At 42.7% G+C, this 15,786-nt stretch carries 11 protein-coding genes; 5 read left to right on the top strand and 6 right to left on the bottom strand.

What is annotated here, in order from left to right:
* Position 1: 1 nt before the first annotated feature.
* The 5 genes from ACH784_RS03875 to ACH784_RS03855 all read right to left on the bottom strand — a co-directional run bounded on the left by ACH784_RS03875 (position 2) and on the right by ACH784_RS03855 (position 7,720).
* On the bottom strand, positions 2-487 hold the full coding sequence (locus ACH784_RS03875) for a DUF2919 domain-containing protein (RefSeq protein WP_130255033.1): 486 nt from the start codon (positions 485-487) through the stop codon (positions 2-4).
* A 96-nt stretch (positions 488-583) separates the two neighbouring features.
* Entirely contained in the window at positions 584-2,602 is a 2,019-nt protein-coding gene (gene ligA / locus ACH784_RS03870; RefSeq protein WP_404393706.1) for an NAD-dependent DNA ligase LigA, read from the bottom strand.
* 70 nt (positions 2,603-2,672) lie between these two features.
* Positions 2,673-3,359: a cell division protein ZipA gene (zipA, locus tag ACH784_RS03865; RefSeq protein ID WP_390441875.1), complete on the bottom strand. Its 687-nt coding sequence runs from the start codon at positions 3,357-3,359 to the stop codon at positions 2,673-2,675.
* Between the two features lie 17 nt (positions 3,360-3,376).
* A complete protein-coding gene (locus tag ACH784_RS03860) occupies positions 3,377-6,769 on the bottom strand; it encodes a chromosome segregation SMC family protein (protein ID WP_404393703.1) in 3,393 nt (1,130 codons plus the stop codon).
* A 204-nt stretch (positions 6,770-6,973) separates the two neighbouring features.
* Positions 6,974-7,720 (bottom strand): TrmH family RNA methyltransferase, encoded by a 747-nt coding sequence (locus tag ACH784_RS03855; protein WP_404393701.1) that lies wholly within the window; start codon positions 7,718-7,720, stop codon positions 6,974-6,976.
* Between the two features lie 270 nt (positions 7,721-7,990).
* Between ACH784_RS03855 and ACH784_RS03850 the strand changes: the two genes are divergently transcribed.
* The 3 genes from ACH784_RS03850 to cysZ all read left to right on the top strand — a co-directional run bounded on the left by ACH784_RS03850 (position 7,991) and on the right by cysZ (position 11,334).
* A complete protein-coding gene (locus ACH784_RS03850; protein ID WP_404393699.1) occupies positions 7,991-10,063 on the top strand; it encodes a TonB-dependent receptor in 2,073 nt (690 codons plus the stop codon).
* A gap of 127 nt (positions 10,064-10,190) precedes the next feature.
* On the top strand, positions 10,191-10,487 hold the full coding sequence (locus ACH784_RS03845) for a hypothetical protein (RefSeq protein ID WP_404393697.1): 297 nt from the start codon (positions 10,191-10,193) through the stop codon (positions 10,485-10,487).
* 115 nt (positions 10,488-10,602) lie between these two features.
* On the top strand, positions 10,603-11,334 hold the full coding sequence (cysZ, locus tag ACH784_RS03840) for a sulfate transporter CysZ (protein ID WP_404393695.1): 732 nt from the start codon (positions 10,603-10,605) through the stop codon (positions 11,332-11,334).
* A gap of 83 nt (positions 11,335-11,417) precedes the next feature.
* Here cysZ and ACH784_RS03835 read toward each other — a convergent pair whose 3' ends face one another.
* Positions 11,418-12,746, bottom strand: a complete 1,329-nt coding sequence (locus tag ACH784_RS03835; RefSeq protein ID WP_404393693.1) for a hypothetical protein — start codon at positions 12,744-12,746, stop codon at positions 11,418-11,420.
* A 209-nt stretch (positions 12,747-12,955) separates the two neighbouring features.
* Between ACH784_RS03835 and ACH784_RS03830 the strand changes: the two genes are divergently transcribed.
* Complete coding sequence (locus ACH784_RS03830) at positions 12,956-14,956, top strand: spermidine synthase (RefSeq protein ID WP_404393691.1); 2,001 nt, start codon at positions 12,956-12,958, stop codon at positions 14,954-14,956.
* Positions 14,957-14,967: 11 nt separating this feature from the next.
* Positions 14,968-15,693, top strand: coding sequence for an SIR2 family NAD-dependent protein deacylase (locus tag ACH784_RS03825; RefSeq protein WP_404393689.1), 726 nt, complete (start codon positions 14,968-14,970; stop codon positions 15,691-15,693).
* The last annotated feature ends 93 nt before the right edge of the window (positions 15,694-15,786 follow it).

Below are 15,786 nucleotides of genomic sequence, written 5' to 3'. Positions count from 1 at the left end.
TTTATCCCTTGTTATCTTGTTTTTCAGGCTCAGGCCAATCATTAAAAAAGTAGCTTAAATAGCGACTTTTCAGCAAATACAATATCACCCACAACAAGAGCACCATTTGTACTGCTAAAAACATCGAAAATTGGTAATACGATTGTGATGCTTGATAGATCAGCCAAGTTAAGTCTAAGCATGCACAAAGTAATAATGGCCAGCGCATATGTCGCCAAATTTTAGCTAACTTCTGAGAGCTGGTAGGTCGGCGTAGTGAATAAATCACCGTTGGTACAATGGCAATCGCCCCAATACCTAACGCCGTAAAGAAATGGAATTTAGAAACAAAAAACAGCGACATAAAATCGATATCGGGACGTCTTGCCAATGCAGAGAAAGTCCATAAAAAATAGGCCCGCAGCAAAACCACCAGCGTCAAGTTAAAAGCCAGTGGTGTTCTATACACGCCATATTTATCCCAATACTCTGGGCCGTAATGTTTCATAAATGTCCTACCCCTCTATGCAGAGGAACTACTACAAAAACGCGGCCATATTGACCGCGTTACTAGCAAGTGTATTTCTATAATTGCTGCTCGGTATTACTCATGTTCAGCGAACAAAGCAATTAAGGCATCTTCATCAAGGATCTCAATACCCAACTCTTGTGCTTTGGTTAACTTAGAGCCTGCTTTTTCGCCTGCAACAAGGGCATGGGTGTTTTTAGAGACACTGCCTGCCACTTTTGCGCCGAGTGCCTGTAAACGCGCTTTCGCGTCGTTACGATTTAGCTGGCTCAATGTACCGGTTAAAACATACGTTAACCCAGCAAGCGGCTGTGCATCCGCAGACTTCTGTTCTATTTGCGGCCAATTGATTCCAATTTCAAGTAGCGCGTTCACAACAGCTTGGTTGTGCGGCTCATTAAAGAAAGCATGAATGTGTTTAGCAACCACAACGCCCACATCACTGACTGTTTGTAAGTCATCCGTACTGGCTGCCATTACTTTCTCTAGCGTTAAATAGTGGTTTGCCAAATTCTGCGCGGTCGCTTCACCTACTTCACGAATACCCAAAGCGTATAAGAACTTTGCCAGAGTGGTTTGCTTTGCCGCTTCTAGCGCGTTAACTAGGTTTAGCGCCGACTTTGGCCCCATGCGCTCTAATGACTCAAAATGACCTTGCTTTAAGGTAAATAAGTCAGCAGGTGTTTCAATCAGCTCTCTATCAACAAGCTGATCGACAATTTTATCGCCTAGACCATCAATATCGAATGCTTTTCGCGATGCAAAGTGTTTAATCGCTTGCTTGCGCTGTGCTTGGCACACTAAACCGCCGGTACAACGGGCCACAGCTTCGCCTTCAATGCGCTCAACGTGTGAGTCACATACAGGACATGTTTCAGGGAATACGATGTCTGTAGCATCATCTGGGCGGCGATCTAACACCACTTGCGTTACTTGAGGTATTACGTCACCTGCGCGGCGTATAATGACGGTATCACCGACTTTTACGCCAAGGCGCTCTATTTCATCGCGGTTATGAAGCGTTGCGTTTGACACGGTTACACCACCGACGAAAACCGGCTCTAAACGTGCTACCGGTGTAATTGCACCGGTACGACCTACTTGGAATTCAACATCCAGTAACTGAGTGATTTCTTCTTGCGCAGGAAACTTAAAGGCAATGGCCCAACGCGGTGCGCGGGCAACAAAACCAAGCTGTTGTTGGTAATCTTTACGGTTTACTTTGATCACCACGCCATCAATTTCATAGGCGAGGCTTGCACGGCGCTCAAGAATGTCTTGATAATATGCCATCACTTCTGTGGTGCCTGTTACTAGACGCGTTTCAGGACACATTGGGAAGCCCCAATCTTTGAGCTTACTGAGTTGCTCAAAATGCGCATCTGGCAATTCTACCCCTTCAACAACACCCGTTGAGTATGCGTAAAACATCAGTGGACGCTTAGCGGTAATTTTAGAGTCAAGCTGACGTAAACTACCTGCAGCCGCATTACGCGGGTTCGCAAAGGTTTTTTCACCTTTGGCAAATGCCGTTTCATTTAACTTTTCAAAACCCGCCGTATCCATAAATACTTCACCGCGCACTTCGAGCTCAGCCGGAATATCATCACCACGTAATCGCAGCGGTACGTTACGAATGGTTTTAACGTTCTCAGTGATGTTTTCACCGACTTGACCATCACCGCGTGTTGCCGCCTGCACTAACACCCCATTTTTATACAAGATAGATACTGCTAGGCCATCGAGTTTTGGCTCGCAACAAAAATCCAGTGGCTCATTCACTAACAAGCGCTCTTGAATGCGACGATTAAATGCAGTGAATTCTGCTTCATCAAAGGCATTATCAAGAGACAACATCGGTACTTTATGGGTCACTTGAGAGAACTTACTCAAGGCTTCCCCACCGACTTTTTGTGATGGCGAATCAGGTGTAAGTAATTCAGGGTTTGCTTGCTCTAGTGCCATTAATTCACGCATTACTCTATCGTATTCTGCGTCTGGCACACTTGGGTTATCTAATACGTAATACTGGTAGTTATATTCTTCTAATTGCTGTTTTAATGCATCAATTTGCTTAACAACTGACTCTGACATCTCGACCTCTAAAAACAAAAAGCCACCAAGTGTGAGCTCGGTGGCCTAAAAAATCATAACGCGCTAATCATTAAGCAGCGAATTCGCGAACCTTTTCAACATAGCTGCGAACCGTTTCAACACTTAAAGGCTGACGTTGGTGATCTAATACCGTGGCACCAAACTCATCAGACAGTTTCTTAGCAGCACTGTGCAGCATATTAAAGGCTGCTAGGCTATCACCCTCACATGGCAGCGTCATAAATAAACTCACGCCCGCAGTGCTAAACTGCTCCATGTTATCAATATCAAATGTACCCGGGTTGAACATGTTCACTAAGCGGAACAATACAGGGCCATTACCTGAAGGCTCAACATGACGGTTAAAGAAGCCTTCATCTGAATATTTAAAACCTAGGCTCAAAACACAAGGTAATAGCTTAGAGCCCGCCATAGAAAGACCTTCTGGCATTTCAATGTGCAAGATAATAAAGTCTTGTGGCTCAGGGGCTGCTGCCGGCGCAGCATCTTGCTGTTGCTCTTCAACAACAGGCTCTGCAGTAGGCTCTTCATCTACCGCTGAAAAATTCATATCACCCAGTTCAGGCTCATTGTCTGTCGCTGGGGCCGCAGGCTCAACTTTAGGCTGTGGTTTCGGAGTATTATCAGTTTGTTCTGGTGTTTCTTTTTTTCTTACTGACCATAAGCCGTGGATCAATAAACCGCCAATAACTAGCGCACTGATCACGATTAATGCCCATCTTAATTCTTCGGCCATTACTCACCTTTATCTTGCTACGTTTGTGCCATTTGCACTGCTTGTTCTATGTCTACGGCAACCATACGCGAAACACCCGGTTCTGCCATGGTTACCCCCGTCAGTCTACCCGCCATTTCCATGGCGATTTTATTGTGACTAATATATATAAATTGCACCGATTGTGACATTTCTTCGACCAAACGGCAAAAACGCACGACGTTGGCGTCATCAAGCGGTGCATCAACTTCATCCAACATACAAAATGGCGCTGGATTTAGCCTAAATATTGAAAACACTAATGATAATGCGGTCAGCGCTTTTTCTCCACCACTTAAAAGGTGAATTGTTGAGTTTTTCTTGCCCGGTGGCCTTGCCATAATCGCCACACCGGTTTCTAACAGGTCATCTGAGGTCAACTCAAGATACGCTTGACCACCCCCAAACACTTTCGGGAACAGCCCTGCAAAATCTTTGTTTACTTGATCAAAGGTTTGCTTAAAACGCTGCTTGGTTTCTCGGTCTATTTTACGAATAGCGCCTTCGAGTGTTTCGAGTGCGGCAGTTAAGTCATCTAGCTGCTCATCTAAATAGGTTTTACGCTCAAGGGCTTGGTCATATTCTTCAATCGCAGCGAGGTTTACCGCACCTAACTCCAACAACTGTTGAGTAGTGTTTTGTAACTTTGACTGAAAGCTCACCAGCTTAGGGGTTTTAGGCAAACTTGCCAGAATATCTTTGAGTGTTTGCTGTAACTCTTCAAGGGGTTCTAGCATCAACTGCGCTTTAATCATTAGCTCTTGCTCTGCTAATTTAAGCTGCTGAAGCTGATTTTGTTTTTTCGTAACGCCCGATTGCGCGTCTTGCAAACTCGCTTGTTTATCTTGCAGTGCTTTTTGGGCTTGCGCTTTTTGCGCTTGGCACTGCTCTAACTGAATTTCGATTTCTTGATGCTGCTCGACTAATATCATCAACTGCTCTTCACACTCGAGCAGTGGCAGTTGTTGGTCTTCTAATTGCTGCTGTAAGGTTTCGAGTCGCTCTAAGGCGCTATTTAACACGCTTTGACTGTGTTGCTGTTTTGTTTGCTCAAGTTGCCACGTATTTTGTACTTTTTGTAACTCAAGCTCAGCCTGATGCAATGCTTGCTGAGCCGTTTGCGAGTGACTTGCAGCCTGAATATAGGCCTGTTCTTGTTCGTCGGCCTGAGTTTGTAACTCAATTTGCTGCGCTTGAAGTAACTCAAGGGCAGCCTCTATGTCAGCAATCTGTTGTTTTTGCTTGGCAATAGGTGCTGCTTGCTCAGTTAATTGTGCTTGAAGCGAGCCTTGCTTTTGTTGATATTGCTCGAGGGATTGCTGCCAATTAGCATGTTGCTTTTCTAATAGCTCAGAGTGAGTTTGTGCCTTTGCCATACCCTGAGCGATTTGGTGAATATTGGCACTGTTACTCTCCACGTCTTGTTGCGCTGCTTGTAATCGTTTTTGTAGTGCTGCTTTTTGCACTTTTGTTTGCTCAACGTCTGCGATTAGTTTTGGTAACTCAATGTTAAGTTCATTTAATTGCGTTTGCTGTGTTAATAAGCCTGCTGAAGTTTGTTTAGACTTACTAACTCTAAAGTTCTCACCATACAAGTTACCTTCACCATCAACGGCCATCCACCAGCCTTGCTCGGGGGTAAATCGCTGACCTTGTTCAAGTAATTGGATATAGTTTAAAAATGCTGGGTAAACCTGCCCCTGCAGTAAACTTGCAACTGAGCCCTCGCGAGGCGCTTGGGTGTTATCCCAAACACCATGCTCTGTGGTGCTTTCGCTTACAGGTAATAACGTCATGCCAAGCAGCGCACTTTCAACAATCGCTGCATCACTCGCATTGACGGATAAGGTTTGCAGTAACGTCTGCTGTACGTCCTCGGTCAGTGAGCTAAGCACATTCTCTAACGCACTGATATTTGCTTTGCAGCTACTGACCTTTTGCGCGCGCTCGCGCTCTTCAAGTTCGGCCTTTGAATAACTAGTCTGTGCATCATCTAAAGCAACAGCATGTTGCTTGGCCTGCGATTGTAGCCCAGCCATTTGTTTCGCAAGCTGATTAAACTCAGCTTTTGCTGCATCGAGCTCTTTTGTGACTGATTGGCTTTGCAGCTGTTCAATTTGCTTTGCCACATCTGCTATATTTGCCTGCAGGTGAGTCAGCGATAACTCTGCTTGCTTAAGGTTTTGTTCTGCCTGTTGCAAAGATTGGCGCTGCTCAGATATTTCATGCTGCCCTGCATTCAACTTCGCTTGTTGTGCTTTATGTGCAGCTTGTGACGATTCAAAGGCACTTTGAGCTTTTAATAACGCGTCTTTCGCTTGTTCAAGCCCTTGCTCTGCCGCTTGCTGTTGCTCGGTAAACTCAGTTTGCGCATGCTGCAGGGTTTGCAGTGCATCTTGTGCTTCTTTAAATGCTTGTTTTTGTTTATCTATATCAGCTTGTAGTTGTGTTTTTTGTTGCTGTGCACTGAGCTTTTGCTGTTCAAAGCGAATTATCTCGGTATGAATACGATGCTTTTGCTGTTGTGTGTCTTCTAGTTTATGCGTGTCTTGTTCAAGCTTTGCTTCTAGTGCTGAAAGCACATCAGCATGACCTTGATGAGCCTCACTAAAAAAGCGGATTTGTTTTTCAAGTTCAGCGATTTCAGCGGCTTTTTGCTGTTGTTGTGCATTTAGCTTTTGCCATTTAATGACTGCGACCTGGCCTTTGAGCAAACGCTCATCACGCTTAAGCTCACGATATTGTTTGGCTTGCTCTGCTTGTACCGAGAGTTTATCAAGCTGATTTTTAAGCTCTTGGCGCATATCTAGCAGGCGCTCTAAATTGTCACGGGTACTTTGAATGCGGGTTTGGGTTTCGCGGCGTCGCTCTTTGTACTTAGAAACTCCGGCGGCTTCTTCTAAAAACACTCTGAGCTCTTGCGGGCGGCTTTCTATTAAACGAGAGATCATTCCCTGTTCGATAATCGCATAGCTACGCGGACCAAGACCTGTGCCTAAGAAAATGTCGGTGATATCACGTTTACGACACTTGCTGCCATTGAGAAAATACAATGACTGGCCGTCTCGGGTTACTAAACGCTTAATGGCGATTTGATTTCGATTGGCGAGACTGCCTTGTAACACACCAGAGGTATTATCAAAGAAAAGTTCTACTGAAGCTTGAGAGACAGGTTTACGGTGTGTTGAGCCATTAAAAATAACATCTGTCATGGCATCGCCACGCAGATTTTTTGCTGAGCTTTCACCCAACACCCAGCGTACGGCGTCAATCACATTAGACTTACCACAGCCATTGGGGCCAACCACACAGGTCATCTGATCTGGAAATGGGATCTTGCTGGGCTCTACAAATGATTTAAAGCCAGCAAGCTTAATATGGGTCAGCCGCATGATTTGTTAGGGTTACTTTAGTTAATTGAAAACAATAACAAAATAATCTTCAAAGATTAATACCATTCCTCTTAATTAAGCGATCTATTTTGAGGCAAGGAAAACTTGTCGATAACGAGGCGAAAATTTTGCTATTTAGTTGTTCTAAATGAGAAATTTTCAACGAAGTTAGCGTCAGTTTTAGTCCCTCAAAATAATTGAGCATTATTGAGGGTTGGTATAATCTTGGCGTTTAATGTTATCTAGGATGATCCCGGTCGCCATGGCCACATTCAGCGACTCGGCCCCACCAAAAGCAGGAATAGTGATCTTTTGATTGATGAAAGGTGCAACTTGCTCTCGAATACCATGGGATTCGCTGCCCATCACCAACACCCCTTTTGCAGCAAACTGCGTTTTATGGACACTTTGACCACCCAGGTAGGCGCCATAAACATCGCCGTCATAGTCCGCTAAAAATGCCGCCAAGTCAGTGCGGATCACATTCACACGAACAAATGAGCCCATGGTCGCGCTGATCACCTTAGGATTAAAATGGTCAGCACAATCTTGGCTAACCACGATTTGCTTTAGGCCATACCAGTCAGCCACGCGAATAATGGTGCCTAGGTTTCCAGGGTCTGATACTCCATCTAGCGCTAACACGAGGCCTGATGTGTCTATACTGCTTGGCTCTGGCATAGTAACAATGGCAATGGCTGCATTGTTACTTACTAACGTGCTCGCTTTACTTAAACTTTCTTCATCGGCTTCGACAATGTCATCGGCAAGAATCTTATCGTTATGGGCTGCAATAAATGCAGGTGAGGCAAATAACTGTTTTACTGGCACATTGGCAGCAAACAACTCAAGGATATTTTTTTCTCCTTGCACTAAATAGCAATTATGTTGTTTACGATATTTTTTCTGCGCCAATGCACGCAATAATTTTAGTTGGTTTTTAGAAATCATAGTTACCCCACAAAAGACCTTGGCGATTATACCTGATATTTTTAAACAGAGTACGACCGTTCAGCGTCAGATATGCTTATTCTGATTCAAATCGCATTATTGATAATTATTTGCATTTACATTTAAAGACCTTGTACCTATAATCCCCGCCGTTGAATTCTCTGCACTTATATACTCAACAGTTAACTCGACGAGCTCGGCATGCGCATCCATACCAAGTATCGGTAGGAAAGCCGACCTATATCCAAAAATTATTGAGAGGATCTCATAATGTCTAAGAAGTTTACCAAGCACTTAATTGCAGCTTCACTATCTTGTGCGTTTTTAAATACAGCTGCTTTCGCTGAAGATGACAACACAACTCATGAATCAATGGAGACCATTGTTATCTTGGGTGAAAAAGCCGATAGAACGTTAAAAGATACCGCTTCTTCTGTATCAGTAATCAATGAGGAATTGCTTAAAACATTGACTCATTTAAGCGTTACTTCAGCAGTCTCTGAAATTGCCAATGTGGTTGTTAAACCAGGCGCTTTGCCTGACATTCGCGGTGTATCCGGTAATGGTGCTGCAGCAGGCTTTAATGGTGTAACAGGGGGTGCTAAGGGCCGTGTTTCAATTTTAGTTGATGGCATTTATCAACCTTACATGGCTGACTTAACCGGTGACTCTGGTATCTGGGATGTAGAACAAATAGAGGTATTCAGAGGCCCTCAGTCAACGACTAATGGCCGAAACAGCATTGGTGGCATGATCTTCATTAAAACCAAAGAGCCAAGCTTTGATTGGGAAGCTGCAGGTAGGCTTGGATACCGTAATCAAAGTGATTACATTGATACTTCTGTGATGGCGTCGGGCCCTATTATTGAAGATGAATTAGCATTTAGATTCACAGCGCAAGGTCTTCAAGGCAATGATTATGATAACAGCATCATTCACCCAACCCACGACCCTGAATTTGATTTAGACAAACTCAAAACAACACGTTATGGCACCAAACTATTGTGGAAGCCAAAAGCCCTTGAAGGGTTTTCTACTATGTTAAGTTTTGACAGCAACAGTGAAGAAGGCAACTCAGGCCGTCGTTATTTTAGAAATGACGATCCTTGGGCCTTCATACCAAATTTCGAAAGAAATATGGACACAGATACACGCACGACAAAATTAAATGTCGACTACACAATTGATAAAGACAGCAGCGTCGATGTGTTGTGGGCATATATGGATCACAGGTGGGGCTTTAATTCATACGAATTAGTTGAAGCGAGAAATCAGCTACTCATTATGAATGAAAAAAACGTGACTTTTGATGGTAAGTACAACTTTGGTTTAGATGATGCAGCGCTTAAGGGCTTTATTGGCCTGGCCTATTTTGAGCGAGAGCAGGATTACCAAAGCCATACAGGCTTCTTATATCAAGGTAACGACAGTAGTGACTCACGCGCCATCTATGGTGAAGTCAGCTACAACATCAATGAGCAATTCAGTGTGATCTCAGGTCTACGTGTAGAACAAGAATCACAGTTCCGTGATTACATAGAAAATGCGATGGAAGGTGAACAACTGGTTCATCGTTCTCGCTCTATACTTGATCAAGAAAATACCATTCGCTTACCTAAAGTGGTTCTGCAATACAAAATAAACGATCAACATACCGCAAACATCAGTGCACGCCGAGGCTATAACTCTGCCGGCGGTGCTTTTAACTGGATGACGCAGCAGTACTATTATTACGATGCTGAATATGTGAACACCTACGAAGCTGGCCTAAGAAGCTCATTGAATGATGGCAATGTTAACTTCAGTGCCAATGTATTCTTCAATGCCTACCAAGGCTATCAAGCTGTTGGACCAAATAGGAACATTGATAACCTCGCTCGCGTTGATACATATGGCCTCGAATTAGAAGTGTCTGCAATGCTCTCAGACAATTTACAGGTTACTGGTGGTCTAGGTCTTCTTGAGACTGAAATGAAAGATGGCACTGAAACCTTCAAAGACTTAGATGGTAAAGAGCTCAACTCAGCACCCAAAATCACCGCCAATGCTGGTATAAAGTATTGGATTAACGACGCCTTCAATGTAGGTCTTTCTGGTAATTATGTTGATGAGTTTTTTGGGACATTTACGAATGAACCAGAAAAAAAAGCGGGTAACTACTCTCTGGTTCGAGTGCATGCCAACTATGAGTTAGAGAATTGGCTTTTCAACGTGTTTGTGAGTAATGCGTTAGATAGGCAAGCAATAACTCACCGCTCTCCTGCAAATGCCCGAGACCCATATGGCAACGCCGGCATTATTGACCCTCGCACTTTCGGTATTTCAGCGACTTATGCGTTTTAATACCCATTGAAAGCTTGAGCTAGCACAAAGGCGGGTTACTTTACTCGCCTTTTTCCTTTCTTTTATTTGGACAGTAGATCCGCATAACGCTACACTATTCGCGTTTTTATTAAACAGTTTATCGATTATGACTCCTGAATTTACAATTATCGCGGTTAATTTTATTGTGCTGTTTGTTGCCTATTTTTATGCAAACCCAAAATATGCAGGCAATGACTTCAAAAAGATTTCTCTACAAGATTTAATCGCATCGGTGATCTCTTTGTTTGTAGTGGGTTCTGTTTACTTCGGGTCATCACAGACTTTTACTTTAGTTTTCACTGAAGTTAATTGGGTGTGGTTTACACTTGTCAGCTTCTCTGTCATCGAGCTGCCCTTCTTTTTATGGTACGCAAAACGCTACAACGTTGAATTGCCTAAATAACCTTATTGCTGATCGCAAGCTTCCACTTTGACATAGTTTGTTACCATAAGCGCTAGTCGCTGTCTCTGGAACACTTTATACTAAAAACGTGTACATATAATTGTTGAGGCTAGTTGTGCAGTTAGGCAAAGGTATTGAGTATTTCATTGCTGGGTTTTCGTTAATAACCCAAAAAGGACTAAAACGCTTTGTATTTATTCCATTGTTTATTAACGTTTTGCTATTCGGCAGTTCTTTATTCTTTTTATATGATTGGCTAGTTCAAGGCTTTGAATACATCAACAACTTGCTGCCATCTTGGTTAAGTTGGCTTGAATGGCTGATGTGGCCGATTGCTATCTTGGTGATCTTGTTCTCCTACTCCATGGTTTTCACTGTGATAACCAATTTCATCGCCGCACCTTTTAATGGCTTGCTTAGTGAAAAAGTGGAGCTCTATTTAACAGGCCAACCTATTAATGACGATAAACTGTCAGACACCTTGAAAGACGTGCCGCGTATGCTTGGACGAGAGTGGACTAAGCTTTGTTACTATCTTCCTAGGGCAATTGGTTTCTTTATTTTACTTTGGATACTCCCTGTATTCGGGCAAATCATGTGGGTGCTATTTACCTGTTGGATGTACAACGTACAGTACAACGACTACCCGTTTGATAACCACAAAATTCATTTCAAGCAAATGAAAGACGACCTAAAAAGCGAACAAGGCTTATCGTACGGGTTTGGTTTTGCAGTATTCGTACTCACCTCAATTCCTTTCGTAAACTTGATCGTAATGCCTGTTGCGGTATGTGGCGCAACCAAGCTTTGGGTTGAAAACTACCGCAAAAACTATCGCGAAGTTTAACCTATGTAATTTAAATTTCTGAAAAAAATGGCGACTTACTGGTCGCCATTTTTAGTGGGAATCTGTTAAACAAAAAGGTTTACTTAGTGATCATGCTCGTGCTCATGTTCTTCAGCTTCAAACGCACCTACCCAAGTAAGGTTCGCGATTGGCTTATCAAAGTGCTGAATTTCAGTGCTTGTTTTTGCTTCAGTGTCTACCGCATACAGGTGCTCACCATAAGCGACGTACACAATGTGGTGCGCCATGTTTGCAATGATCTTAGCCGTTGCGCCTTCTTCAATTTCTTCTAAAACTTGAATACGCGCTTCATTTTCCCAGTCGTGTTCGCCATGGAAAATATTTAAGTAACCTTGATCATCTAACACTAGTGCGTTGCCTGTCTTTGCATTACCTGCGTATGCAAGATACTTTTCAACACCTTCTGGTTGCCATGCAAAAACTTTGATTTCACCTGTCTCTAAGTTTACTGAATAAGGACCTAAGCGAGATAAACCAATGACAGTGTGGTTCTCAGGGTGGCCGATAAATTTACCTATGCGATTGCCTTCAGGGAAACCTTCAGGATAAGCAATGTGCTTAGAGGTAAATACTTCTGATGCTTCTTCAATGGCAACGATGCCATCAGTACAACCGAAAGCTACAAACTCTTCTGTTTGCACGCTACCGTGAAGTCCAGGGCACTTATGTTCGAATTCTTGCTCTTGATGGAAGTGGTCACCATGCTTTTCAAATAAAGCGATTCGGTTAGGTAATGAGTTTTCAACCTCTGTATCACGCAGTGTAGAAATCACATACTCACCGCGAATTTCACCGGTACCATGCATGAAAGTATTAAATTCATGATGAGCATCGGTTTTTGCTTCAGCAATGCCTTCATCTGAAATTAACGCAAAACCTGCATCTGCTTGAGTGTCTTTATCACCGTCAAAGAATACCAATGCATGCTCACCACCTGGTACATAATGTGTTGGCTTTGTTTCTGTTAATTCAAAACTCACAGCCTGAACATCTTCTTGTTCTAGATGGAAGTGGTCATCATGGGCTTCTAAGAAAATACCGCCATCAATAAATTCAACATGGTTATGATCACGCTGAATGGCAACTACATAGCGACCTTCAGGGCTTGCATAAAGAGCCGAAACTGGGTTAGTTAAAGTAACTGTTTCTAATAATTCGTTGTTCGTAAGGTCATAAACTGAAACATTACTTTCATCAGCAAATGAAACCGCAAGTCGACCAAGTGGATATTTGATTTCATGGTCATGATCACTACCTGAGCTTTCGCCCGAACCTTCACCAGAACCCTGCTCGACTTGTTCAGTCGGCGTGATTTCTTCAACTTTACTGCTATTACCACAGCCACTTAGCATGGCTAATAAAATTGCACTGCTTAATAATTTTAATTTCATCTAAAACACCAGAGAGATAATATAACAACACAAATGTTATCTTATATCATATCCACATTAAAGTTCCTGTTTAAGAAAATGAGATAAAATAACAATATCTACCGTTGATTAATTTAATAACTGTGATTAAACAAGCAGTGAATTTGCATCTATATGGGTAACACTCTAAAGTGCGCAGTAATTAATTTTCCAAAGAGAAAAGGCTCTGCATGCTCGCCACTGTCGTGATCTTTATAAGTGCTTTCTTGTTATTTCAAGTTCAGCCCTTATTAGCTAAATCTTTGCTGCCCATGTTTGGTGGTGGCGCACAAGTTTGGACAACCTGCTTACTGTTTTTTCAAACCTTTTTACTCGCAGGCTATTGTTATTCACACTTGCTGGTTAAATTTCTTGATATAAAAAAACAGCAAATTGTGCACTTGAGTCTCTTACTCATTAGCTTACTTGCTTTACCTTTAGGTCTATCTGATAGTGATATTAAGGAACAAGCTTCTCCAGAGCTCGCATTGCTTCTTAAACTTGCACTGAGCGTAGGTCTACCTTATTTTGTGCTTGCTGCAACTTCGCCGCTATTACAAAGTTGGCAATCTCAATCGCTCAACAGCAAAGTTTACAAACTCTATAGTTACTCAAACATTGGCTCTTTCTTAGCGCTACTCAGTTACCCGTTTGTATTTGAACCTTGGTTAACCCTGTCTGCACAATCTTGGGCTTGGAGCTTTGTTTATGGTGTATTTGTCTTATTATTTGCAGGTTTTATTGGCTTAGCACTTAAGCAAAACAATTACACTCAGGCGCAAACAAATGAAAGTACTTCGACACTGGATAAGCGTCTGCCTTTATGGCTATTGCTCAGTGCTTGTGGTGTGATCATGCTAACGGCAACCACCAGCGCGATGACACAGAATGTATCGCCTATTCCTTTTTTATGGTTGCTGCCTTTATCACTCTATTTACTGACGTTTATTTTATGTTTTCACTCGGCAAAGGTTTACCAACGCTGGTTTTGGTTAGCAGTATTCGCATTCAGTAGCTTTATTGGCTTGATGCTGTTCTTTATTGGCAGCCAACTCGATTTACTCAGTCAAATTGTGCTCTATTCAACCGTATTATTCAGTGCTTGTATGATCTGCCATGGTGAACTTGAGAAGACCAAACCACATCAGTCTAAACTGACACAGTTTTATTTAATGATGTCTTTAGGTGGGGCTTTAGGCACTGCAGCAATTACTTTCATCGCGCCTGAGATATTTACTTTGTTTTATGAGTACCCTCTGGCTTTAGGCCTTGTATTGGCACTTTTCATTTATTCTTTAATAAGTACCGAGCAGTTTGCCAAAAGCCGTAACATGGTGCTTGTCGCTGGCGGCGTGCTGGTATTACTTGCCCCGACTTTTATCTGGCTAAACAGTCAATTTACCAACCATGACACATTGAGGTTGCGTAACTTTTATGGCCTATTATCAGTCAAAGAAGTCTCTATCAATGGGCAAATGGAGCGTCGTCTAATAGATGGCACCACTTCTCATGGTACTGAGATCATTGAACCCACTTACTTACAAGGTCAGCCACAAAGTTACTACCGCTTTGAAACGGCAGTGGCTCAACTGCTTAATTGTCAAGTCAATGGTGCACAAGTGGGCTTTATCGGCTTAGGAGCAGGTACACTGGCAGCTTATGGTAAGCATCGTGATAACTATACGTTTTACGAGCTAAACCCAAATGTTGTGGCAACTGCACAAAGCCACTTTAGCTACTTAAATAACAGTAAAGCACAGGTTGAATATGTGGTTGGTGATGGTCGTGTGCAGCTTCAAAAACAAAAAGAGCAAGGCCAAGTAAACAGATTTGACGCCCTTGTCCTAGATGCGTTCAGTGGCGATGCCATTCCTATGCACTTGTTAACGCTTGAAGCCATGCAGTTATATTTATCACAGCTTAAAGAACATGGTGTTTTAGCAATACATATCTCTAATAGTCATTTAGATCTCACGCCCCTCATGCGCGGTCTTGCTGACGAGCTGAAACTCAAAGTACATTTCTTTGAAACAAAAGCCAAGCAAGCGCATGAGCACAACACACACTGGGTCACTTTAACCTTTGATGAGCAGGCAATTGCAAGCTTTAAGCATCTTCAAAGCCCTTGGCCAAATCAAAAGCCAACATTTATTTGGCGCGATGATTACAGTAACTTAATGTCAGCACTTTAGGAGCAAACCAAATGACGAAGACTGACAAAACTTTATTCATCACGGGCGCAGGCGTCAGTGCTGAAAGTGGTATTCCCACCTTTCGTGGTGAAGATGGTTTTTGGACGATTGGTAGTCGCAACTATACACCGCAGCAAATGGCGACGCGCGATATGTATATGCACAACCCTGGTGAGTTTTTAAAATGGTATTACAATCGCTTTGCCACTTACCGCCACCACGGGCCTAATAAGGTGCATCATTGGCTTGCAGACAAAACCTTGATCACACAAAACATCGATGGCTTAGACGGTAAAGCCGGTAATCCTGATTACATTTCAATTCACGGTCGATTGGATGAAGTCACTTTATTTCATCACCAAGGCGATGAGGTTGAGCGTATTAAAGCCCCTTGGGATAAGGTGGATGAAGAAAACCTAGAAAGCTCGCTGCTTGAGTTATTTAAAATCGGTAAAAATGGGCCAATACTAAATGAATCATTAAAACCTTATGTACTGCTGTTTGATGAATACTACACTGAGTTATACGAAATCAGCCGTGCTCAGCAGCAAATGTTAGACGCTGAAAAAATGGTGTTTATGGGGACTTCGTTTAGCGTCAATATCACCAATATGGCATTAGAAATAGCCCGCCATAACAACATTCCGGTGGAAGTGGTCGACCCGAACCCGGCTCATATTTTACATTCTCAGGTTGAGTACTTTGCTATGACTGCGCAGGAGTATATCTCGCGCTAAAATAACCTGACCTCAAATTAAACTATTACATTAAATACAAAAAAGCCCTGAACTTGAATAAGTCAGGGCTTTATTATTTTCATAAAAATTGCA

The organism is Pseudoalteromonas phenolica (assembly GCF_044788725.1).
Lineage (GTDB): Bacteria > Pseudomonadota > Gammaproteobacteria > Enterobacterales > Alteromonadaceae > Pseudoalteromonas > Pseudoalteromonas phenolica_C.
Note: the sequence above shows the minus strand (reverse complement) of the source record. Positions and strands in the feature narration are given on the sequence as shown.

Coding starts and splice junctions, on each gene's coding strand:
- ACH784_RS03850 (WP_404393699.1), top strand. CDS start 7,991: ATGTCTAAGAAGTTTACCAAGCACTTAATTGCAGCTTCACTATCTTGT.
- ACH784_RS03860 (WP_404393703.1), bottom strand. CDS start 6,769: ATGCGGCTGACCCATATTAAGCTTGCTGGCTTTAAATCATTTGTAGAG.
- ACH784_RS03845 (WP_404393697.1), top strand. CDS start 10,191: ATGACTCCTGAATTTACAATTATCGCGGTTAATTTTATTGTGCTGTTT.
- ACH784_RS03875 (WP_130255033.1), bottom strand. CDS start 487: ATGAAACATTACGGCCCAGAGTATTGGGATAAATATGGCGTGTATAGA.
- ACH784_RS03830 (WP_404393691.1), top strand. CDS start 12,956: ATGCTCGCCACTGTCGTGATCTTTATAAGTGCTTTCTTGTTATTTCAA.
- ACH784_RS03835 (WP_404393693.1), bottom strand. CDS start 12,746: ATGAAATTAAAATTATTAAGCAGTGCAATTTTATTAGCCATGCTAAGT.
- ACH784_RS03855 (WP_404393701.1), bottom strand. CDS start 7,720: ATGATTTCTAAAAACCAACTAAAATTATTGCGTGCATTGGCGCAGAAA.
- ligA (WP_404393706.1), bottom strand. CDS start 2,602: ATGTCAGAGTCAGTTGTTAAGCAAATTGATGCATTAAAACAGCAATTA.
- zipA (WP_390441875.1), bottom strand. CDS start 3,359: ATGGCCGAAGAATTAAGATGGGCATTAATCGTGATCAGTGCGCTAGTT.
- ACH784_RS03825 (WP_404393689.1), top strand. CDS start 14,968: ATGACGAAGACTGACAAAACTTTATTCATCACGGGCGCAGGCGTCAGT.